Source organism: Lentibacter sp. XHP0401 (assembly GCF_025751535.1).
GTDB lineage: Bacteria > Pseudomonadota > Alphaproteobacteria > Rhodobacterales > Rhodobacteraceae > Lentibacter.
This window is the reverse complement of record NZ_JAOWLC010000013.1, coordinates 121,456-142,046: the sequence shown is the minus strand read 5'-3', so window position 1 is coordinate 142,046 and position 20,591 is coordinate 121,456. Positions and strand designations below refer to the sequence as shown.

General features: G+C 54.4%; 17 protein-coding genes and 1 riboswitch. Of the genes, 15 read left to right on the top strand and 2 right to left on the bottom strand.

Features of this window, described 5'->3' with window-relative positions:
* The 7 genes from ftsY to OE750_RS16005 all read left to right on the top strand — a co-directional run.
* On the top strand, positions 1 to 1,025 hold a 1,025-nt coding region (ftsY, locus tag OE750_RS16035), incomplete at its 5' end, for a signal recognition particle-docking protein FtsY (RefSeq protein ID WP_263765320.1).
* A 70-nt stretch (positions 1,026 to 1,095) separates the two neighbouring features.
* The gene (locus tag OE750_RS16030; protein ID WP_263765319.1) at positions 1,096 to 1,998 is read left to right on the top strand and encodes a DMT family transporter; all 903 of its coding nucleotides are present in this window, start codon (positions 1,096 to 1,098) and stop codon (positions 1,996 to 1,998) included.
* An 8-nt stretch (positions 1,999 to 2,006) separates the two neighbouring features.
* Complete coding sequence (locus OE750_RS16025; RefSeq protein ID WP_263765318.1) at positions 2,007 to 2,615, top strand: inner membrane-spanning protein YciB; 609 nt, start codon at positions 2,007 to 2,009, stop codon at positions 2,613 to 2,615.
* Between the two features lie 23 nt (positions 2,616 to 2,638).
* A riboswitch (SAM riboswitch) is annotated at positions 2,639 to 2,715 on the top strand.
* A gap of 45 nt (positions 2,716 to 2,760) precedes the next feature.
* Positions 2,761 to 3,942: an aminotransferase class I/II-fold pyridoxal phosphate-dependent enzyme gene (locus OE750_RS16020; RefSeq protein ID WP_263765317.1), complete on the top strand. Its 1,182-nt coding sequence runs from the start codon at positions 2,761 to 2,763 to the stop codon at positions 3,940 to 3,942.
* A 190-nt stretch (positions 3,943 to 4,132) separates the two neighbouring features.
* On the top strand, positions 4,133 to 5,233 hold the full coding sequence (gene folE2 / locus OE750_RS16015; protein WP_263765316.1) for a GTP cyclohydrolase FolE2: 1,101 nt from the start codon (positions 4,133 to 4,135) through the stop codon (positions 5,231 to 5,233).
* A 113-nt stretch (positions 5,234 to 5,346) separates the two neighbouring features.
* Positions 5,347 to 5,577, top strand: coding sequence for a hypothetical protein (locus OE750_RS16010; protein WP_263765315.1), 231 nt, complete (start codon positions 5,347 to 5,349; stop codon positions 5,575 to 5,577).
* Between the two features lie 139 nt (positions 5,578 to 5,716).
* On the top strand, positions 5,717 to 7,165 hold the full coding sequence (locus OE750_RS16005; protein WP_263765314.1) for a TrkH family potassium uptake protein: 1,449 nt from the start codon (positions 5,717 to 5,719) through the stop codon (positions 7,163 to 7,165).
* Between the two features lie 52 nt (positions 7,166 to 7,217).
* On the opposite strand, the gene OE750_RS16000 is transcribed toward OE750_RS16005, so the two are convergent.
* Complete coding sequence (locus OE750_RS16000; RefSeq protein WP_263765313.1) at positions 7,218 to 8,972, bottom strand: serine protease; 1,755 nt, start codon at positions 8,970 to 8,972, stop codon at positions 7,218 to 7,220.
* 218 nt (positions 8,973 to 9,190) lie between these two features.
* Between OE750_RS16000 and OE750_RS15995 the strand changes: the two genes are divergently transcribed.
* The 8 genes from OE750_RS15995 (at position 9,191) to glmM (ending at position 19,670) form a co-directional block, all read left to right on the top strand.
* Positions 9,191 to 10,120, top strand: a complete 930-nt coding sequence (locus OE750_RS15995) for a glycine--tRNA ligase subunit alpha (protein WP_263765312.1) — start codon at positions 9,191 to 9,193, stop codon at positions 10,118 to 10,120.
* The gene (locus OE750_RS15990; protein ID WP_263765311.1) at positions 10,117 to 10,635 is read left to right on the top strand and encodes a DUF6446 family protein; all 519 of its coding nucleotides are present in this window, start codon (positions 10,117 to 10,119) and stop codon (positions 10,633 to 10,635) included. Before OE750_RS15995 ends, OE750_RS15990 begins: the two co-directional genes overlap by 4 nt.
* 18 nt (positions 10,636 to 10,653) lie before the next feature.
* A complete protein-coding gene (gene glyS, locus OE750_RS15985; protein ID WP_263765310.1) occupies positions 10,654 to 12,876 on the top strand; it encodes a glycine--tRNA ligase subunit beta in 2,223 nt (740 codons plus the stop codon).
* A gap of 38 nt (positions 12,877 to 12,914) precedes the next feature.
* Positions 12,915 to 15,455, top strand: a complete 2,541-nt coding sequence (gene ppdK / locus OE750_RS15980) for a pyruvate, phosphate dikinase (RefSeq protein ID WP_263765309.1) — start codon at positions 12,915 to 12,917, stop codon at positions 15,453 to 15,455.
* 167 nt (positions 15,456 to 15,622) lie between these two features.
* A complete protein-coding gene (locus OE750_RS15975; RefSeq protein WP_263765308.1) occupies positions 15,623 to 16,255 on the top strand; it encodes a cell wall hydrolase in 633 nt (210 codons plus the stop codon).
* Positions 16,256 to 16,350: 95 nt separating this feature from the next.
* Positions 16,351 to 17,274, top strand: a complete 924-nt coding sequence (locus tag OE750_RS15970) for a dihydroneopterin aldolase (protein ID WP_263765307.1) — start codon at positions 16,351 to 16,353, stop codon at positions 17,272 to 17,274.
* 39 nt (positions 17,275 to 17,313) lie between these two features.
* Complete coding sequence (folP, locus tag OE750_RS15965) at positions 17,314 to 18,327, top strand: dihydropteroate synthase (RefSeq protein WP_263765306.1); 1,014 nt, start codon at positions 17,314 to 17,316, stop codon at positions 18,325 to 18,327.
* Positions 18,327 to 19,670, top strand: a complete 1,344-nt coding sequence (glmM, locus tag OE750_RS15960) for a phosphoglucosamine mutase (RefSeq protein WP_263765305.1) — start codon at positions 18,327 to 18,329, stop codon at positions 19,668 to 19,670. Before folP ends, glmM begins: the two co-directional genes overlap by 1 nt.
* Here glmM and OE750_RS15955 read toward each other — a convergent pair.
* Positions 19,667 to 20,581 carry a DMT family transporter gene (locus tag OE750_RS15955; RefSeq protein ID WP_263765304.1) on the bottom strand — a complete coding sequence of 305 codons (915 nt, stop codon included), beginning with the start codon at positions 20,579 to 20,581 and terminating at the stop codon, positions 19,667 to 19,669. The genes glmM and OE750_RS15955 overlap by 4 nt on opposite strands.
* Positions 20,582 to 20,591 lie beyond the last annotated feature (10 nt).

Here is a 20,591-nt window from a genome sequence, read left to right as displayed (position 1 = left end):
AGCCTGAGCCTGAGCCTGAGCCTGAGCCTGAGCCTGAGCCTGAGCCTGAGCCTGAGCCTGAGCCTGAGCCTGAGCCTTTCGTCGCGGCTGCAATCCCTGTCGCAGTTGTGGAAGCGGCTGCCCCCAAGCCCAAAAAACCGGGTCTGCTTGGCCGTCTTTTGGGGCGCACCGAGGCCGAAACTGTTGTGCGTCGCGTGCTTGATGATGACATGCTCGAACAGCTCGAAGAGCTGCTCATTGCTTCTGATATGGGTGTTGATACCGCTCTGCGCGTGACAGCCAACATGGCCGAAGGCCGCTTTGGCACGAAGCTCTCCACGCAAGAGATCAAGCAGATCCTCGCCGAAGAGATCACCCGCATCATGAACGAAGTCGCCAAGCCGATGCCGCTCTACGCCAAAAAGCCGCAGGTGGTTCTGGTGGTCGGCGTCAACGGCTCTGGCAAGACAACAACCATAGGCAAGCTCGCGTCGCAGTTCAAAGCTGCCGGCAAGGATGTGGTCATCGCGGCAGGTGATACCTTCCGCGCCGCCGCCGTCGAGCAGCTCCAGGTTTGGGGGGATAGGGCTGGCGTGCCTGTGCTTACCGCTCCCGAAGGCTCCGATCCTGCCAGCCTTGCCTTTGACGCTATGACAAAAGCTGAGGCCGATGGCGCTGATCTGCTGATGATCGACACAGCGGGGCGCCTTCAAAACCGCGCCGACCTGATGGAAGAACTTGCCAAAATCGTCCGCGTGATCCGCAAGAAAGATCCGAGTGCGCCACATAATACACTCTTGGTGCTCGACGCCACGACAGGTCAGAACGCGCTCTCGCAGGTCAAAACCTTTCAGGAACTCGCCGATGTTACGGGCCTTGTCATGACAAAACTCGACGGCACAGCCAAAGGCGGCGTCCTCGTCGCGCTGGCCGATAAATTCGGTCTGCCCATTCACGCCATCGGCGTGGGCGAGCAGCTCGATGACCTTGCCCCCTTCGATCCCGAAGACTTCGCCGCCGCCCTCACAGGCCTTGATATCGAGTAAGCACCATGCTCTTTCTTATTGCCGAAAATATCCCGGGGGGTGCGGGGGGCTGGCCCCCCGCTTGCCCGGTTTGAGTGACTGGCTTGTCTCTCTGGAAGGCACAGAAGCTGGCCACAGCCTCGCGCTTGTCCTTGCCCTGTCAGCTGCCTTTCTTCACGCAGTGTTCGGCGCGCTCCAGAAAGGCCGCCACGATCCGTGGCTCACCCGTGGCGCGATTGATTTCTCCTACGCCGCCATGGCCGCGCCTTTTGCGCTTTTTGTCGTGCCATGGCCCGAGCCGCATATGTGGCCCATTTTTGCAGCGGTTTTCGCCATCCATGTCGGCTACAAACTCATGCAAAGCTGGGCCTACACCAAAGGCGCCTATACGGTGGTGTATCCCGTCGTGCGGGGCACGGGGCCGCTTTTCACAGTCATCGGCGCCTATTTCCTCTTCGGCGAGCGTTTCACCCTCACGCAATGGGCTGGCGTTGCAACGCTTCTGGCAGGGATCTACGGCCTTGCCGCCTACAACCTGCGCCACGTGACAGCAGAGCGTGACACGCTCAACCTTGCACTCGTCCTTGCCGTTATCACGGGCCTCTTTGTGGCGCTTTACACCACGTTTGATGCCTACGGCATCCGCGCCACCGCCAACCCCTTCACCTTCCTTGCGTGGTTTTTCTTCATCGACGGGCTGTTCTTTCCCGGTCTCGCTGTCGTGCGCTACCGCTCCATGAGCAATCCGCCCGCGCTTGGCCCGCTGATGCAGCGCGGCCTCATAGGCGCGTTCGTAGCCTTCGCCAGCTTTGGCTCCATCATGCTTGCCACACGGCTTGATAACGTCGGTGAAGCCGCCATCTTGCGTGAAACGTCAACGGTTTTCGCCGCCCTCATCGGCTGGCTTGCCCTCAAAGAAACAGTAGGCCCGCGCCGGATTGCGCTTATGGCATTGATTGCGCTGGGTGCTGTGATAGTTGAATTGGGAGGATAGGAGCACCCATGGCCGAAAAACGCGAGATCAACCCCCTGATGAAAACCGCACTCGAGCTGGGGCCGGTTATCGCCTTCTTCATCGCCTATGTGATGCTCAAAGACGATACTTTCACAATCGGCGGGCGCGCATATTCGGGCTTTATCCTTGTCACGGCAGGCTTTGTGCCGCTCATCGTGATCACCACAGGCATCCTCTGGAAGCTTACAGGGCATCTCTCCAAGATGCAGATCATGACGCTTCTGCTGGTCGTCATTTTCGGCGGCCTGACAGTCTGGCTCAACGATCCGAAGTTTATCAAGATGAAGCCGACAATCCTCTACACCTTCTTTGGTGGCGCACTTGGGCTCGGCCTTTTGCGTGGCCAGTCCTATCTGCGCCATGTGATGGAAGGGATGATGCCGCTCAAAGATGAAGGCTGGATGATCCTGACCCGCCGGATGATGATCTTTTTCTTTGGTCTCGCTGTGGCCAACGAACTGGTCTGGCGGCTTATGTCTGAAAGCGCTTGGGTCAATTTCAAGACATTTGGCCTGACTGCTGCTCTGTTTGCTTTCTTCATGGGGCAGTCTCGGCTGCTGCATGACTACGGTATCGACGACGAAGGCGAAACTTGACCGGGAAACCCAACAGGTTTACACGCGCAAGCAGTGGCGATTTGTTACCAGATTGCGGGCCACTTTAAACAATCTGCTAAAAGGTCGGGATGAAGGGGCTCCTTCGGCTTGGCCGATGGGGCTTTTTTTATGAATGGAGGATCAGATGACCAAAACTTCAAAAACCCGCACAGCGCTCGTTCATGGAGGCTCGCGCCGCTCGCAGTATGGCGAAGTGAGCGAGGCGGTTTTTCTCACGCAAGGCTTTGTCTATGAAACAGCCGAAGCGGCTGAAGCGCGCTTTATCAAGGCAGGTGAAGACGAGTTCATCTATGCCCGCTACGGCAACCCGACTGTGCGGATGTTTGAAGACCGTATCTCCGGGTATCTCGGCTATGAAGACGGCTTTGCTTGCGCCTCGGGCATGGCTGCCGTCAACGGTGCACTGATGGCGCTGCTCAAAGCGGGTGATCACGTGGTGTCCTCCCGCGCGCTCTTTGGCTCCTGCCTCTATGTCCTGGAAGATATCCTTGGTCGCTTCGGAGTGCAGATCACTCTGGTGGATGGCACAGACAACGCCGCATGGGATGCGGCAATCCGTGATGACACGCGCCTCGTCTTTCTCGAAAGCATTTCCAATCCCACCCTTGAGGTGATTGACCTCAAGCATGTCTGCAAAACAGCCCATGCCAAAGGCGCACTTGTGCTGGTGGATGATGCCATGGCCACGCCAGTGTTTTCCTATGCCCATGAGTGCGGTGCAGACCTCACCATCATTTCCACAACCAAGCACATCGACGGGCAGGGGCGGATGCTCGGCGGGGTCATCTGCGGCAGCAAAGAACTGGTCCGCGGCCCCATTGAAACTTACGTGAAGCACACGGGCGGCGCCATGAACCCGTTTACCGCATGGTCACATCTCAAAGCGCTCGAAACCATGGATTTACGCGTACGCGCGCAGGCCGATGCAGCTTTGAAAGTGGCCGATGCTTTGGTCGGCCACCCCAAAATCGCCGCTGTGCGCTACCCGACACATGCGGCGCACCCGCAGTCAGCCCTTGCGCTTTCGCAGGCCGAAGCGGGCGGAACGGTTCTGACATTCGAGCTCAAAGGCGGGCGCGGCCCGTGCTTTGCCATGTTGAACGCGCTTGAAGTGGCGATCATCTCCAATAACTTCGCCGATTCCAAATCCATCGCGACACATCCCGCCACCACAACGCACCAGCGCCTCCCGCAAGAGCAGAAAGATATGCTCGGAATATCGGAGGGACTCGTGCGCTTCTCGGTCGGGCTTGAAGATGTCGATGACATTATCGCTGATCTTTTGGGCGCGCTTGAGCAGGCGTAATGCCGGGCAATCGGGAATATGCTGTCCATACTGTTGTATATACAGGTTGCCCTACAGGCTGCCCTACGCCGTGTTTTCGCTGTTAGGCCAATGGGCGCTTATGACGCTTGCGTGATCTTTTTGGTCTGAGATGGCAATCATGGCGTATTGATCTTAAGTTAGGATAATCGTGAGCCGAGGGGGCTAGATCATGAACAAGCAGGTTGGACCAATGACATCCGCACCGGACCGCGCCGAAGCCGAAGCCGCCCTCGCGCGTTTGCGTGCGTGGGCAACGGGTGCAACACCCGAGGAGGTGGCCGATCTCGACCCAGCGATTTCGAGGCTTCTGCCCTCAGGAGAGGTGCAGAATTACCCTGCACTTGCAAGGGCTTACCCTGAAGAGTTTGAGGTGAGTGAGGCTTATAAAGCCACATTGCCCGATCTTCAGAACGGTCCCGCGAGCCTGATCAAAGGCGCGCCGAGGGTGATACAGCATGTCGGAATATCCAACTTCCGCTTGCCGCTCAAGTTCCACACCCGCGACAACGGAGACCTGACGCTTGAAACATCCGTGACAGGAACGGTGAGCCTAGAGGCAGGTAAAAAAGGCATTAACATGTCGCGCATCATGCGCAGTTTTTATAAGCATTCGGCCTCTACATTCTCTTTTGACATCATCGAAGCCGCTCTGGATGATTACAAAACCGATCTCGAAAGCTTTGACGCCCGCATCCAGATGCGGTTTTCCTTTCCTATGAAAGTCTCAAGCCTGCGCTCGGGCCTTGAGGGGTATCAGTATTATGATTTTGCGTTGGAACTCATCGAGATTGATGGAATTCGGCGTAAAATCATGCACTTAGATTATGTTTACTCGTCTACGTGCCCCTGTTCCCTCGAGCTTTCCGAGCACGCCCGCCAGACTCGTGGGCAGCTTGCCACGCCGCACTCACAGCGCTCGGTTGCGCGCATTTCGGCAGAGGCCGCGCAGGGTGACTGCCTCTGGTTTGAAGACCTCATCGAGATGTGCCGCGCCGCTGTTCCGACCGAAACGCAGGTCATGGTCAAACGCGAAGACGAACAGGCTTTTGCAGAGCTTAACGCCGCAAATCCGATTTTTGTGGAAGACGCCGCACGCCTCTTTGCGCAGAAGCTGGAGCAAGACAGCCGCGTCGGAGATTTCCGCGTCATTGCGAGCCATCAGGAAAGCCTGCACAGCCACGATGCTGTAAGTGTGCTGACAGAAGGCGCGCTTTTCGAGAGCGAAAGTCTTGATCCTAAACTGTTTTCGACACTTTTCCATGTTGGATGAGCTATGCGTAAGGCGTGACTTAGGTATGTAACTTAAGCAGTAGTAAGGTGAGTAATGCTGACCTATATTCATGGTGAGGGAGGAAACCACACCATGAATATGAGGTTTCCAAAATGGCATACACAACACTAACCACCGTATCGGGATTTCGTCTGACAGGCGTCGTTTCATACATAAAAACCGGTTTTTCACGCTGGATCGATAACATCGAAGCCCAGCGGATAGAGCCTTACCGGGTTAAAATTGCCGCGCTACATGCGCTAAGCGATGAAGAGTTGGCTCAGAAGGGCCTCGCCCGTGACGAAATTGAACAGCGCGTGCTTAGCCGCTTCTTTTACTGCTGATTGGAATCACAGCTGTTGACCTGAATGCAAAGAACGGCAGTGTCTCCCGCAGGCACTGCCGTTGCTTTTTTTCTTGGTTGTCATGCGAATTATGCGCCGATGCTTGACAGCCCTGCGCCTTACAGCCAAGCCTGCGCGCATGTTTGATCTTCGCCCAGTTGGATATGTTATTGGACTGCTTGTCACTGCTTTGGGGCTGACAATGCTTGCTCCGATGACGATTGACCTGATTGACGGGCGGGGCCATTGGACCGCATTCGCGGAAAGCGCAGTCATAACTGCGCTGATTGGCGGGCTGGTTGCTCTGGCTTGCCAGAATGGTGTTAAAGAAGGTCTGAATATTCAGCAAACCTTTCTTCTGACAACCAGCGTATGGGTCGCCTTGCCTATCTTTGGCGCACTGCCGCTGATCATTGGGGCATCCGAGCTTTCAACGATCGACGCTGTTTTTGAAGCTATGTCGGGCCTGACAACAACAGGCGCAACTGTCATGACGGGGCTTGATGACCTGCCGAGAGGTATATTGCTGTGGCGGAGCATTTTACAATGGCTCGGCGGAATCGGCATTATTGTTGTCGCTATGGTTTTCCTGCCCGAGCTCAGAGTCGGGGGCATGCAAATTTTCCGCGCGGAAGCATTTGATACCTTTGGAAAAATTCTGCCACGTGCGACCCAAATAGCATCGCAGATTTCGGCGGTTTACGTCAGTGTGACGGTTGCATGCGTGGTCACATATGTCGTGCTTGGCATGAGCATCTTTGATGCGATCACCCATGCATTTACCACAGTCTCGACGGGCGGCATGGCGAACTATGACGCCAGCTTTTCGGTTTTTTCAGGCCCACTGGAATATGCAGCCTCGGTCTTTATGCTCCTCTCTGCCTTGCCATTTGTGCGTTATGTCCAGATGCTGAATGGGCATTTTAACGCGCCACTACTTGATGTTCAGGTGCGGGGGTTCCTCTATACCGTCGCGACACTGGTTATCGTGACAAGCGTTTTGCTTACCCAGATTTTTCCGCACCATTGGGAACAAGCCTTTCGCGAGGCGCTGTTTAACATCACGTCGATCATTTCAGGCACGGGCTATTCCAGTGTTGATTATATGTCTTGGGGGTCGTTCCTCATTACGGTCTTCTTTTTTGTCGGGCTGATCGGTGGCTGCGCGGGTTCGACCGCGTGCTCAATCAAGATTTTCCGCTATCAAATCCTGTTTGCTTCGATTGCATCTCAGATCAAGAAAATCAGATCGCCTCATGGCGTATTCACGCCCAAATACAGCGGCCGCCCGATCGGTGAGGATGTCCTGAATTCTGTTATGAGCTTCTTTGTGTTCTTTGTTCTCACGCTTGGTTTGATAGCGGTTGCGCTCTCTTTCACAGGGCTCGATTTTGTGACTTCGATTTCAGGCGCGGCGGCAACCGTTGCCAATATCGGGCCTGGCCTTGGTGATATCATCGGGCCGGCCGGCAACTATGCGACACTGAATGATGCGGCCAAGGTGATCCTGACATTCTCGATGCTGATCGGACGCTTGGAGCTACTGGTCGTTTATGCCTTGGTCATCCCTGCGTTCTGGCGCGGGTAAAAATAAAGGCGGGCCACTCAGCCCGCCTTTATATTATGTCGTTCCGGAGGAGTCACTCCCAGCAGCTGATCAACACCGTCAAGCCCTGAGCTTCAAGTGTTAGATCTTCGGGGGCAATCCGCCCGGTGCGGCCATTTAAATTGGCTGTAAGCCCTGCCGCCCCGGCAACTTTTCTGATGGTGCTTGCGTCAACAGCGAAGCTGACTTGGTCAGGCAGTTTTTTATCGCCTTGCGGAGCAGGCAGAAGCATTCCCATAACGGCTCCTGTATCATCAAAGACGGGGCCGCCAGCGTCTCCTGGCAAGGCATTGAGAGCGAGGCGTTTAAGCTCGGGTTCGCCACCGAGGCCTTTCACATCACTCAACACTCCGAAAGTGAGTGTTGGAGCGCCAAGGATGCCTTCATAGCTGAAACCGGAAACCGCAATCTCTGTTTGCAAGCGGGGATCGCGCGCGGTGAGGGTCGCGATCTGTGCCGGGCTGAGCGTTTCTTTCGATTTTACAATAGCAATACCTGACGGGCCATCATTGATGAGCACCTCGGCTTCAAACTGATCCTCGATTGTGATGCTCGAGCAGTTAGCAACTGCCTCTGACGTGGTTACGATGTGTCCTGCGCTATCCAGAAAAAAACCGGACCGGGCAAGCTTGGGGCGGCGGATTTCAAGGCCTGCGACCAGATCGATATTTTGCTCGTCAGTGCCTGCCGCCGGGTCCATAGCGCCTTCAAGACGGTTGAACGAAGCCATCATCTCACCGAGCAGGCGGCTGCGGCGCTCCTCATCACCAGCGGGCCAGATGAGCGTGAAACCTTTGATCTCGCCATTCTCGAGCCAGGCTTCGGTGTGTGAAATCATGGTCGCGCTTTCTCCGACAAGTGTGAAGGAGTTGCCCTTGCGCTCGCGCGGGCCGTCTTCAGGTACGATCTCGAGCGTTTGCATGATATCATAGAGGCCATAAAGCGTGTTCTGATCGCCCTCCTGGCTGATCAGTAAAACGCGTCCGTTGATATCGCCAGAACTGTCATATTGGGCAAACGGGGGACTATACTTAGAAAATTTGACAACTTCTGTTGGCATCTTGATTTCGATACCTGCGGCCGTGTCTTGGACGAGGGCAAGGCCAAGACCGTTGAGAACCGCGTTGTATTGGCTGAAAAGCTCTGCACGCTGGGCCGTTGTGAGAATACCTGTTCTTTCGTGGTTGTTGGCATCTTGCCATGCCGCCATGGACGTTCGTGTGCCGCGCCCGAAAGCACCGTCAATTGACGCGTCATAGTGGCCAGCCCATTTTAGAGCGATCTGAAGTCTTTCACGCTCTTCGCGCGTTAGCTCTGCTTCGGAAGCACGTGCTTCGGAAGCGGTTTCATCTGGTGTTGTGATCGTTGTTTCCGGCTCAACTGCTGCAACCTCTTCCGAAGGTGCTTCGTCTGCTGGGTCCTGCGGGGCTTCCTGAGCTGCGGGGATGTTCAGGAAGTTGGCTCCGATGGGCCAGAACTGCTGCTGAAAGCTTGAGGTATAGGCGATATAGCTGTCACGCGGGATCTGCCCTTCACGGCGATAAGTGCGCAGAACCTCTCGGGCATCATCAGGTGTGTATGGGCCGAGCGCGATGCCATACCAGCCGCCGCCTAGAGCAAAGCCGTTTACGTCAGGCAATGCGGCGGAATATTCTCTTACCCTATCTTGAGCCTGATTGAGGCTGGGTTGTGCCTCGACCTGGATCCAGACAGCCTCCTGATCTTGTGCCAGAGCGGCGCTGATCCAAAAATTAATTGTTACAAATACGGATACGATCAGCCGTGTCATTTTATGAGAGTCCCTCGCGTATAATTATGTGCTCATGCGCAGTTTGCGATGTTTTATCAAATTCTTGGGCCAGTGCACCCAAATAACGATCACATTGCCGTATTTGTTTGATTTATATGCTCTGGCATTGATGAGAGGCAGGCGGCTGATTGACCTGATCGCATAGGCGGCTTAGGTAGTGCGCAAACGGCAGAGCAAAGCTGAGTAAAGGCAAAGATATGGCTGAACAAACTGACAAACCGCGCAGTTTTCAAGAGATCATCCTGCGATTGCAGTCCTATTGGGCAGCAAAGGGGTGCGCTGTGCTTCAGCCTTACGACATGGAAGTGGGCGCGGGCACATTTCACCCGGCGACCACGTTACGCTCGCTTGGCACAAAGCCATGGGCGGCGGCCTATGTGCAGCCCTCACGACGCCCGACAGACGGACGCTACGGTGAAAACCCCAATCGACTTCAGCACTACTACCAGTACCAGGTGGTAATCAAACCAAGCCCACCCGACCTTCAGGCGCTGTATCTCGGTTCGCTTGAAGCTATCGGAATCGATATGGGGCGGCATGACATCCGCTTTGTCGAAGACGACTGGGAAAGCCCGACGCTGGGCGCATGGGGGCTCGGCTGGGAAGTCTGGTGTGACGGAATGGAAGTTTCGCAGTTTACTTATTTTCAGCAGGTGGGCGGCCATGATTGCCACCCCGTTTCTGGCGAACTTACTTATGGCCTCGAGCGTTTGGCGATGTATGTGCTCGGTGTCGAGCACGTGATGGACATGCCCTACAATGACCCGCAAGCGCCGATTGCGCTAAGCTATGGTGATGTCTTCCGTCAGACGGAGCAGGAATACAGCCGTTGGAATTTTGATGTGGCTGATACTGAAACACTCTTGCGCCATTTTGAGGATGCCGAGGCCGAATGTCAGCGTATTCTCGAGGTGGGGGCAGACGACCCTAAAACCGGCAAACGTATTATTATGGCGCATCCGGCTTATGACCAGTGCATCAAAGCGTCTCATCTGTTCAATCTGCTCGATGCACGCGGTGTTATTTCTGTGACCGAACGGCAGGCTTATATCGGCCGTGTGCGGACACTGGCCAAACTGTGCGCTGATGCTTTTGTGCAAACCGAAGCCGGGGGCTATGTCTCATGAGCGGCAAAATTGTTGCGGGGTTTATTGTCGTGTTGTCACTGATCGCTGGCGCAGCCATTTATTATCTTCAGGTCTACGCCTACTATGAAAACGTTGTTTCTCAGGGTGATGATGACGTGATGCTCACATCCCTCATGAGCGGAGAGCCTGAGCCGATTTTATATGAAAACTTCGAAGCAATTACAGCAACGAGTTCTCCTATCCGTTATCGCGCTTGTTTTACAACGTCGCAGAGTATCGCGATGCTGAGCGAGACGTTTGAGCATTATGAAAATGCAGAGCCGCTTGTGGCCCCTAACTGGTTTGATTGTTTTGATGCCGTTGCTTTGGGCGAGGCGATTGAGAGTGGAGAAGCTGTGCCATTTCTCGGCCAGAAGAATCTTGAATACGGAATTGACCGCGTTGTCGCGGTTTTGCCAGACGGGCGTGGCTTCGTCTGGCATCAGATCAACGACTGCGGTGTAGAAGTTTTTGATGGCAAACCTGTGCCTGAAGGCTGCCCCGAGAAACCGTAAAGAAAGAAAGCGCAGCCAATGCCAAATCTGCTGATTGAATTGTTCTCCGAAGAGATCCCCGCGCGCATGCAAGCGCAGGCGGCTCATAACCTGAAAAAGCTGATAACAGATGGTCTTGTCGAGGCAGGGCTAACCTATTCAGGGACGAAAGCCTTTAGCACGCCACGGCGCTTGGCGCTCGCTGTTGATGGCCTCACGGCTGAAAGCCCGACGGTGCGTGAAGAGCGCAAAGGTCCGAAAGTAGGTGCGCCCGAACAGGCGATTGAAGGCTTTTTGCGCGGAGCAGGTGTGACGCGAGATCAGCTTGAAGAACGCGAAACGCCCAAGGGCGCTGTCTACTTTGCGATGATCGAGAAAGCCGGCCGCTTGGCTGACGAGATTGTTGCAGAGGTTTTGGAACAAGCCGTGCGCAACTTTCCTTGGCCTAAATCTATGCGCTGGGGCGCTGGAAGCTTGCGCTGGGTGCGGCCTTTGCACTCCATCGTATGTATTCTTGAAGACGAAGCTGGCAGCCGGATTGTGCCTACCGACATCGACGGGATAAAAGCAGGCGATATGACAGAGGGCCATAGGTTTATGAGCCCCGGCCGGTTCTCGGTGGCAAACTTTGATCAGTATGCCTCACTGCTGAAACGCGCGCATGTGGTTCTTGATCCTGAAGAGCGGGCCGATCACATCTGGCAGGATGCTACCAATCAAGCGTTTGCCAGTGGTTTGGAAGTTGTAGAAGACAAAGGGCTGCTGGCTGAAGTTGCGGGCCTTGTCGAATGGCCGGTGGTGCTGATGGGCCAAATTGGGGAAGAGTTTCTCGACCTGCCGCCTGAAGTTTTGCAGACGTCGATGAAAGAGCACCAGAAGTTCTTTTCTGTCAGGAGCGCGAAGTCCAAACGTATCGAGCGTTTCATTACCGTGGCCAACAGAGAAACAAGTGACAACGGCGCAACCATCCTTGCTGGCAACCAGAAGGTTTTGGCCGCGCGCTTGAGTGATGCAAAGTTTTTTTGGGAAAATGATTTGCGCGTTGCCAAAAGCGGGATGTCTGCTTGGACAGAGCAGCTTGCAAATGTGACGTTCCACAACAAGCTTGGCAATCAGGCAGAACGGATCAACCGGATTGCTGAGCTTGCGCGAGATATCGCGCCTTATGTCGGGGCCGATGTTGAAGATGCAGAAAAGGCGGCTCGAATTGCCAAGGCAGATCTCAGTTCGGAGATGGTTTACGAATTCCCCGAGCTACAGGGCCTTATGGGGCGCTATTACGCAGAAGCTGCTGGGCAGTCGGGTGAAATTGCTGCTGTATGTGAAGAACATTACGCTCCGCTCGGGCCATCTGATGTGGCTCCGCGTGCAGCTTTGTCTGTGGCGGTTTCCCTGGCCGATAAAATCGACACGCTAACAGGCTTTTGGGCGATTGATGAGAAGCCGACCGGGTCTAAGGACCCGTTCGCGCTGCGTCGTGCCGCGCTCGGAGTGATACGTCTGTTGCGTGAAAATAATCTGTCACTGGAACTATCCCGTTTTCTGGATGCCCAGCTTATGCGGCATTTGATTGCACTTAACGGAGCAGGCGCTGAAAACGAGATCGATACGCTTGAGGAGATTTTGCAAGAGATTGTTAAGGCAGGCGTATTTGGCGCGGCATATCATGCTGTTCTTGATCAGCGGGAGGCTGGCGCGGTGGCTGCGAAGCTTGCTGAAACTGTCCCTGATATTTCTGCAAACCTGCTTGGCTTCTTCCACGATCGTCTAAAAGTTTACCTGAAGGACGAGGGTATTCGTTACGACGTAATTGATGCCTGCTTGTCGGGTGAACTCAACGATGATTTGCAACTGGTTGCCGAGCGCGCCACTGCTTTGGGACGTGTCCTTGAAACAGACGAGGGTGCAAACCTTGTTCAAGGCTTCAAGCGTGCCAATAATATCCTGAGCCAGGCTGAAGCCAAAGACGGTGTGGAATATAGTTTCGGTGCCGAAATTAAATTTGCGGAAACCGCTGAAGAGAAAGCGCTCTTTGCCGCTCTCGATACGGCGGAGGCGGATATCAAGGTCGCGCTTTCAGAAGGTGCGTACGAGACGGCAATGACGGCGATGGCGCAGTTGCGCAGCCCGGTTGATGCATTCTTTGAAACGGTGCAAATCAACACAGACAATCAGGTCGTGCGGCGTAATAGGCTCAACCTTTTGAACCGTATTCGCACCGTTTGCGCGAGCGTGGCCGATTTGTCTTGCCTTGAAGGCTAGGCTTGCGCCGCTTTCGGAACTGGGGTTAATGTGCCGCAGTGCAGAAAGATGATCCACATACCACGCTGATCACCAGCGATGCTCCGATTGCGTCTCATACGCATGGAGGACGCGCGAAGTGTTTGCAGCGGCTTGTCAGGCTGGATTTGCCTGTACCTAAAACTGTTGCCCTCTCGTTTTCGGCAGTACATGGGCTGGCCTCGGGCCAAATGCCGGATATGAGAAAACTGCTGGAGCCTTTTGGCGATAGCCCGCTTTTGTGCGTGCGTCCCTCATCGGAAGACCCGGATTGGGGAGGGCCAGGTGCGGTTCTCAATATCGGGATGAACGATGCGCTTTATGTCGATTTTTGTGATGTATTGGGGCAAGATGCCGCTGCGCAGATTTATCTGCGCTTTGTGCAGTCTTACGCCATCCATGTCGCGCGGCTGGATCCTGATCTTTTCGAGGATATCGAAGCCCAAGGTCAGGAAGGGCTCTCTGCCGCGTTGAAGGCCTATGAGGATGAAGCCGAAGAAGTGTTTCCGCAAGAGCCAGATGTCCAACTCGGAGCGGTTCTGCGCTCAATGGCACGCGCTTGGGAGGGGACAACTGCGAGGCTGTTGCGGCAAGCCAAGGGAGCACCTGCTGACGCGGGGCTTGGCCTTGTTGTGCAAGAGATGGTCTTTGGTATCGGATCTGGCGAAAGCGGGTCAGGTGTTATTCAACTGGTTGATTCAATCTCTGGCGAACCGCAGATCACGGGGCGCTACCTGTCACAGAGTCAGGGACGTGATGCTTTGCTGAAAGGGGCGGAAGCCTTGTTTCTTGAAGCGGACGAGCGGGGACCATCTCTTGAAGAGCTTGCACCCGCCGCGTTTGCCGAGCTTAAGGCCTATACCGCACTCATGCGTGAAAAATTGCGTGAAGAGATGCAGGCTGAATTTGCGATAGAAAACGGCAAGGTGCATTTGCTGGATGGTGTGCGTATTGCGCGCTCGGCGCGGGCGGCTGTTCGCATTGCTGTCGATCTCGCGAAAGACAGCATAATACCAAGAGAAGAAGCCTTGATGCGGGTGGAACCCCGTGCTTTGAATGAATTGTTGCACCGTCAAGTAGATCCTGAGGCCACTAGAGATCGTATCGCAACAGGAGTTGCGGCCAGCCCGGGTGCAGCAACTGGAAGGATCGTATTCTCGTCGTCCGAAGCACAGGCCAGTGCTGCGCGCGGAGAGGCCTGCGTTCTTGTAAGACGTGAAACCTCACCCGAAGACATTCGGGGGATGCATGCGGCGGTTGCCGTTCTGACAGAACGAGGCGGAATGACGAGCCACGCAGCGGTTATCGGACGCGGCATGGGGCTTCCCTGTGTTGTTGGAGCGATGAGTATTACGTTCAACCTTCAGAAGCGAACAGTAACTGCGCAAGACGGGCGTGTTTTCAAAGAGGGTGATGTCATCACCGTTGATGGCACATCTGGCGATGTTCTGGTGGGAGAACCAGCAATGCTTGAAGCGACTCATGATGGCGCGTTTCAAGAGTTGATGGAATGGTCAGACGAGGTAAGAGACATAGGCGTGCGTGCCAATGCCGACACTCCGACAGATGCGGCGACAGCCCGTAATTTCGGCGCAGAAGGTATCGGACTTTGCCGCACGGAACATATGTTCTTTGAAGCGGATCGCCTCACCCCGATGCGCGAGATGATTTTTGCGGACAAGCCGAAAGACAGGCGGGCAGCTCTCGAGCGGCTTCTGCCTATGCAACGCGATGATTTCACTGAGCTTTTCCGTATAATGCAGGGCAAACCTGTATGTATTCGATTGCTTGATCCGCCTTTGCATGAGTTCCTGCCACACGACAAAGCCGGTTGTCGGGAATTGGCAGAGGCGCTTGATCTTAATCTTTCCGATGTAACACGTCGAGTTGAAGCGCTTGGAGAATATAACCCGATGCTTGGTATGCGTGGGGTGCGCCTCGGGGTGACTGTTCCTGAAATTTACGACATGCAAGCACGTGCAATATTTGAAGCAACGATTGCGGCTAGCCTTGATGGTGCTCCTGTTGTGCCGGAAATCATGATCCCTCTGGTGTCTGCTATGCGCGAAGTTGAACTGGTCAAAAGCCGCGTTGATGCGGTGGCGGCGGCCGTGCGCACTGAAACGGGGCAAGAGTTCGAATACCGGCTGGGTGTAATGGTTGAAACACCAAGGGCCGCGCTTCGTGCCGAAGAAATTGCGCCTCATGTTTCGTTCCTCAGTTTCGGAACAAATGATTTGACCCAGATGACATATGGCCTCTCTCGCGATGATGCTGGACGCTTTATGTCGGCTTATGTGCAACTTGGCGTTTACCCCGAAGATCCGTTTCATACGCTCGATACGGATGGCGTGGGCGAACTGTTGCAGATCGGTGCTGAGCGGGGGCGTAAGGCATCGCCTGATCTCGTTCTTTCGATATGCGGAGAGCACGGCGGCAACCCCGAATCGATTGCATTTTGTAGAAATGCGGGCTTTGACTATGTTTCTTGCTCGCCTTTCCGTGTTCCCGTGGCGCGGCTGGCGGCTGCGCAACTTGCTTTGAAAGACAAGATAGGGTAGGCAGACTTCCCTTGGGCGCAAGATGATCGGCAGTATTCGGCGATCGGCGTAAATCCGCAACATTATGGGGTTTTAGCTCGGGCTCAAAACTTGCTTTGGCATATCAAAGCTCCTAAGAAATTGGCCGATGTTCGACTGTTCAAGCCTGATCTAAGGAGGCCCTGCTCATGCTGCGGCTCGTTTCTGCATTTGTATTCGGCGTATCGTGTGCGCTGCCCGCGTCGGCTGACGTTTCAATCAAGAAGCTGTTCGATAAGGAACAACGGGCCCTGAACGCGATTCCACAAGCTCATCTTGTGAGTCTTTTGGAGCGCTCCAAGGTTGCGCAAACCTCTTCTGGAGGCATCACTTATTCTGGGGAATGGCTCGCAAGCCAGCCCAAGCAGCAAGGAGGCAATGAATGGCGCTGCCTTGCTGAGGCGCTCTATTTTGAGGCGCGCGGTGAGAGCGTCAAAGGGCAGTTTGCCGTCGCTGAAGTTATTCTTAATCGCGTCAGTAGCGCCAGTTATCCAGATACAATTTGTGGAGTTATCCATCAGGGCACCGGCCGCAGAAATGCTTGCCAGTTTACCTACACATGCGATGGGCACGCTGAGGTGATAGCCGAACCTCGCGCCTTTGAGCGTGTCGGTAAGATAGCAAAAATTACCATGAAGAATACAAAGCGCCCACTCACCAAGGGCGCAACACATTATCACACCAAAGCTGTTTCTCCTCGATGGGCAAGCAAATTTCCTCGCACCGCGACGATCGGTTACCATCATTTCTACAGACAGCCGACACGGCTATCGAGTAATTGAGCACTAGTTTTTACACTGACTATTTGGTGTGGGGTTTACCTTAGGGCCATTGAGTGTGTAGGCCGTAGATGTTCGAGTATGGAGGGCCCTGCACCATGAGTTGCGAAATTACACAAGCTTTTGATCATCCTGATGCGCGTTCTCGGGCCACTTCACAGGCAAGCCCTTTGGACCGTATTTCTGTGCGTGACCATATCGTCGAAGTTGAGATCGGCGCTTTTCAGGCTGAGCGTGGGAAGATGCAACGGATATGTTTTAACATTGTCGTCGAGGTTCGCCCGTTGTGTGGGGCAGTGGATGATGATGTCGATAAGATTCTCTCTTATGACAAAGTAACCGAGGCCATTGCCATTGCGCTTGGGGAAGAGCGCTTGAATCTACTAGAAACATTGGCTGCACGGATCGCAGAACGCATACTTTGGGAACCACAAGCCGTGCGGGCCTTTGTGCGTATTGAAAAACTTGATCGTGGGCCAGGTGCATTGGGTGTTGAAATCGTGCGCTCCGCACCTGAAGAAACAGGATCACATGACGATGAGGACCGGCCGCATCCGTTGGTCTTATTCCTGTCTAATCAGGCGATTAACGCCCCTCATCTGAAAACGTGGATTGACCAGATTGTCGATACTGGCCTTCCCGCTTTGATTTGTTTGGGAGCCGCCGATACAGTTGCGCCCCAATCAAAATCAGTATTGGCGCAGCGGCGGATCGATCTGCTGGCGATTGAACAAAATGCCTGGGTTCTTGCGGGGCGTGACAAGCGTTGCGTGGTTGTAGAAACACGCACTGAGCTTGAATGGGCGCTAAAAAACGGTCAAATCAGCGTCTGGGCTCCTTCCAAAATGGTGCTTGATGCGGTTGATGGCCCCGCCACAGGGGAACAAGATTCGCTTAAGCTGGCGCTTTGGTTTGCTGAAGAAATGGACGCTGCACGCTTTGTTTCGATCGGGACTTCTGTTGCACAGTTAGAGCACAATTTTGATGTAACACAGCTTGAAGTTTCAGATGTGCAGTTCTGATATTTATCGGATTGTGTACTTTGATGTAAGGCTGACACGATGACTGTTTATTACTACCGCCCTTTCGTTCAGACTGGTCCGAGACGTCCCAGTGAAGCTCTAACGCTTGCTGGCGGGTGGTGCTGGTTTACCCATGTCGAAGTGATCCAGCGCGGCGCGCCATCTTCTTATGTGCCTGCTGGGCGTCTTCCACCTGATGCCTTGCGGAAGCTTACAGCTTCTCGCGCTCCCTTAGGGGAGCTTACCTTTGATGAGCCTCGGCTAATGGGTATTTTAAATGTGACGCCTGATAGCTTCAGTGACGGAGGGCGCTTCAATGGTGCGGCGATGGCCCTCAAGCATGCAAAGAGCATGGCTGAGCGAGGCGCTGATATCATTGATGTCGGTGGTGAGAGCACCCGTCCAGGTGCGCTAGAAGTGCCACATGAAGCAGAAATTGCTCGCACTGCACCCGTTATCACTGCTCTGCGAAGTGCGGTTCAAATACCGATCTCGATTGATACTCGAAAAGCCGTGGTGGCAGCTGCCGCTCTTGATGCCGGGGCTGATTTTATCAACGATGTTTCCGGCCTCACTTTTGATGCGGCCCTTACTCCGCTTTGTGCCGAGCGTGAAGCACCGGTCTTTGTAATGCACGCGCAGGGAACTCCCCAAAAAATGCAGTTAGATCCGCAATATGAGGATGTGGTACTTGATGTGTATGACTATCTGGCTGAGAGAATAGATAAACTCAAGAGTGCGGGGATACCTTCAGAGCGCATAGTTGTTGACCCGGGCATAGGTTTTGGCAAGACAATCGAGCATAATCTTAAGCTTTTGAGCAGCCTTAGCCTGTTCCACAGCCTCGGTTGCGCCATTCTGCTGGGGGTATCTCGAAAAGGGTTTATACGAAAGATTGGCTTGGTAGATAGCGCACAAGAAAGCGCACACGGGTCCGTAGCAACCGGACTTGTAGGGATCGCGCAGGGTGTGCAACTGTTGCGCGTCCACGATGTGGGTGAAACAAAGCAAGCACTGCGATTGTGGTTGTCTGCGACGCGAGGAGAATACTGATGACCCGAGAGCTTTTTGGTACCGATGGCGTGCGGGGGACCGCAAACACATATCCGATGACAGCCGAAATGGCGCTGAAGATAGGCGCAGCTGTCGGGCGGTTTTTTCGGAAAGACAAGTCGGTTGCCCATCGCGTTGTCATTGGTAAAGATACGAGACTTTCAGGCTATATGTTTGAAAGTGCGCTTACGGCGGGTCTGACAAGTACAGGCATGAATGTACTTTTGCTTGGGCCTATTCCTACACCTGCGGTCGGATTGCTGACGACATCAATGCGTGCTGACTTGGGAGTAATGATTTCGGCCAGTCATAACCCAGCGGTTGATAACGGGATCAAGTTTTTCGGACCTGATGGATTTAAGCTTTCCGATGAAGCCGAGATGGAAATCGAAAGTCTGGTCAAGTCAGGTGTGGAACCTGCGCAGTCTCGTAATATTGGCCGTGCAAAACGGATTGATGATGGCCGTTTTCGCTATATTGAGCGGGTTAAATCGACCTTTCCAAACGGCATGCGCCTGGATGGCATCAAAATTGTTGTCGATTGCGCAAACGGGGCTGCTTATAAGGCCGCGCCCGAAGTTCTTTGGGAACTCGGTGCGGAAGTGATCGGGATTGGCGTGTCGCCTAACGGGTTCAACATCAACCATGACTGTGGCTCAACAAAACCGCGCATTGCGGCAGAAACAGTGGTTGCCCATGGCGCTGACCTCGGGATTTGTCTTGATGGCGATGCAGACCGTGTTGTCTTGATTGATGAAACGGGTGCTGTCGCTGATGGCGATCAGATTATGGGGTTGTTTGCCTCTCGCTGGGCCGTTGAGGGGCGGCTTGCGGGCAATGCTCTGGTTGCGACTGTCATGTCGAACCTCGGACTTGAGAGGTATCTGGAAGGGCAAGGGATAGGCCTTCAACGGACGGGGGTAGGTGATAGATACGTTGTTGAGAGAATGCGGAGCGGTGGCTTTAACCTTGGGGGCGAACAGTCCGGGCATATTGTGATGACCGATTATGCGACAACGGGCGATGGTCTTATGGCTGCTCTCCAGTTCCTTGCCGAGCTTGTTCGTTCGGGCAAGCGCGCTTCCGAGCTTGCAAGTTCATTCGAACCAGTTCCTCAACTGCTCAAGAATGTACGTTTTGAGGCAGGTCAAACGCCTCTCGATAGCGCATCAGTACAGGCCGAAATTGCACGGGTGGAGGCAGATCTGAAAGGGCGTGGCAGGCTCCTGATCCGTAAATCCGGCACTGAGCCACTTGTTCGGGTGATGGCCGAGTGTGAAGATGAAGGCCTTTTGAACCAATCTGTTGATGCTGTTATCGCGGCTGTCGAAGCAGTGCTTTAAGCTCGGCTGAAAAGTCGGCTGAGCGCGCCATACTGGCTTAAGCCGACACCTGCTAGGATGAGCACCAGCGCAAGTATTAGGCTACTGGGGAGCGGTTCCGAGAGAAACAGCCCGCCAAGTACCACTGACCAGATTGGCACTTGATAGTTTGTGAGGCTCATGAAGACCGGTCCCGCAGTGCGGATCACCCACACACGCAAGAAGTTTGCCCCGGCTGTCGGGACAAGCCCGAGAAAGACCAATATCCCGAGAGTGCGTGCATCAGGCCACGGTGGCGGGCCTTCGCTGAGATAGGCCGTAGGTATGACAAATGCAGAGCCAATGATGAGCGGAACTGCGGCAAGCCCTATCGGATCAATCGGTGGTAAGCGGCGCATGACAACTGAGCTGATTGCGTAGCAACTTGCGGCGCAGAGGCAGGCGATACGACCCGGTGTTTCGAGCAGGTCTCCTGTTGAGGTAAAGGCCTGTCCGCCAATGAGGATCAGGACGCCGACAAAACCGATGAGAAACCCCAGTAAGCGGCGGGTTGTCATTCTGTCCCCTGGCACGAAGAAATGAGCTAACGGTAATACCAAGAGAGCTACAGCAGCCATCGAAACACCTGCAAACCCAGATGTTACAAATTGCTGTCCCCAACTGAGCAACATGAATGGAACTGCCGAAGAAAGCCCCCCTACGATGATCAGTGATATCCATGCGTGCTCATCTGTGCGCCAAAGTTTGCCACCCATCGCCCGCCAAATGAGCAGTGTGAGAACGGTCGCGAAGCTGATACGTGCTGCCGCAATCCAGAAAGGGGGCATGCTCTCGAGTGCAAGTTCGATCACTAGAAATGTGCCGCCCCAGACCATCCCCAGAATAGCGATCATCGCCCAGCTGCCAGGTGTTATAATCGGGCTATCTGACATGGGGTCTCCA

Bases quoted from the DNA above. Each gene is read 5' to 3' on its own strand.
- OE750_RS16025 (WP_263765318.1), top strand. From the start codon at position 2,007: ATGGCCGAAAAACGCGAGATCAACCCCCTGATGAAAACCGCACTCGAG.
- OE750_RS16020 (WP_263765317.1), top strand. From the start codon at position 2,761: ATGACCAAAACTTCAAAAACCCGCACAGCGCTCGTTCATGGAGGCTCG.
- folE2 (WP_263765316.1), top strand. From the start codon at position 4,133: ATGAACAAGCAGGTTGGACCAATGACATCCGCACCGGACCGCGCCGAA.
- OE750_RS16010 (WP_263765315.1), top strand. From the start codon at position 5,347: ATGGCATACACAACACTAACCACCGTATCGGGATTTCGTCTGACAGGC.
- OE750_RS16005 (WP_263765314.1), top strand. From the start codon at position 5,717: ATGTTTGATCTTCGCCCAGTTGGATATGTTATTGGACTGCTTGTCACT.
- OE750_RS16000 (WP_263765313.1), bottom strand. From the start codon at position 8,972: ATGACACGGCTGATCGTATCCGTATTTGTAACAATTAATTTTTGGATC.
- OE750_RS15995 (WP_263765312.1), top strand. From the start codon at position 9,191: ATGGCTGAACAAACTGACAAACCGCGCAGTTTTCAAGAGATCATCCTG.
- OE750_RS15990 (WP_263765311.1), top strand. From the start codon at position 10,117: ATGAGCGGCAAAATTGTTGCGGGGTTTATTGTCGTGTTGTCACTGATC.
- glyS (WP_263765310.1), top strand. From the start codon at position 10,654: ATGCCAAATCTGCTGATTGAATTGTTCTCCGAAGAGATCCCCGCGCGC.
- OE750_RS15975 (WP_263765308.1), top strand. From the start codon at position 15,623: ATGCTGCGGCTCGTTTCTGCATTTGTATTCGGCGTATCGTGTGCGCTG.
- OE750_RS15970 (WP_263765307.1), top strand. From the start codon at position 16,351: ATGAGTTGCGAAATTACACAAGCTTTTGATCATCCTGATGCGCGTTCT.
- folP (WP_263765306.1), top strand. From the start codon at position 17,314: ATGACTGTTTATTACTACCGCCCTTTCGTTCAGACTGGTCCGAGACGT.
- glmM (WP_263765305.1), top strand. From the start codon at position 18,327: ATGACCCGAGAGCTTTTTGGTACCGATGGCGTGCGGGGGACCGCAAAC.
- OE750_RS15955 (WP_263765304.1), bottom strand. From the start codon at position 20,581: ATGTCAGATAGCCCGATTATAACACCTGGCAGCTGGGCGATGATCGCT.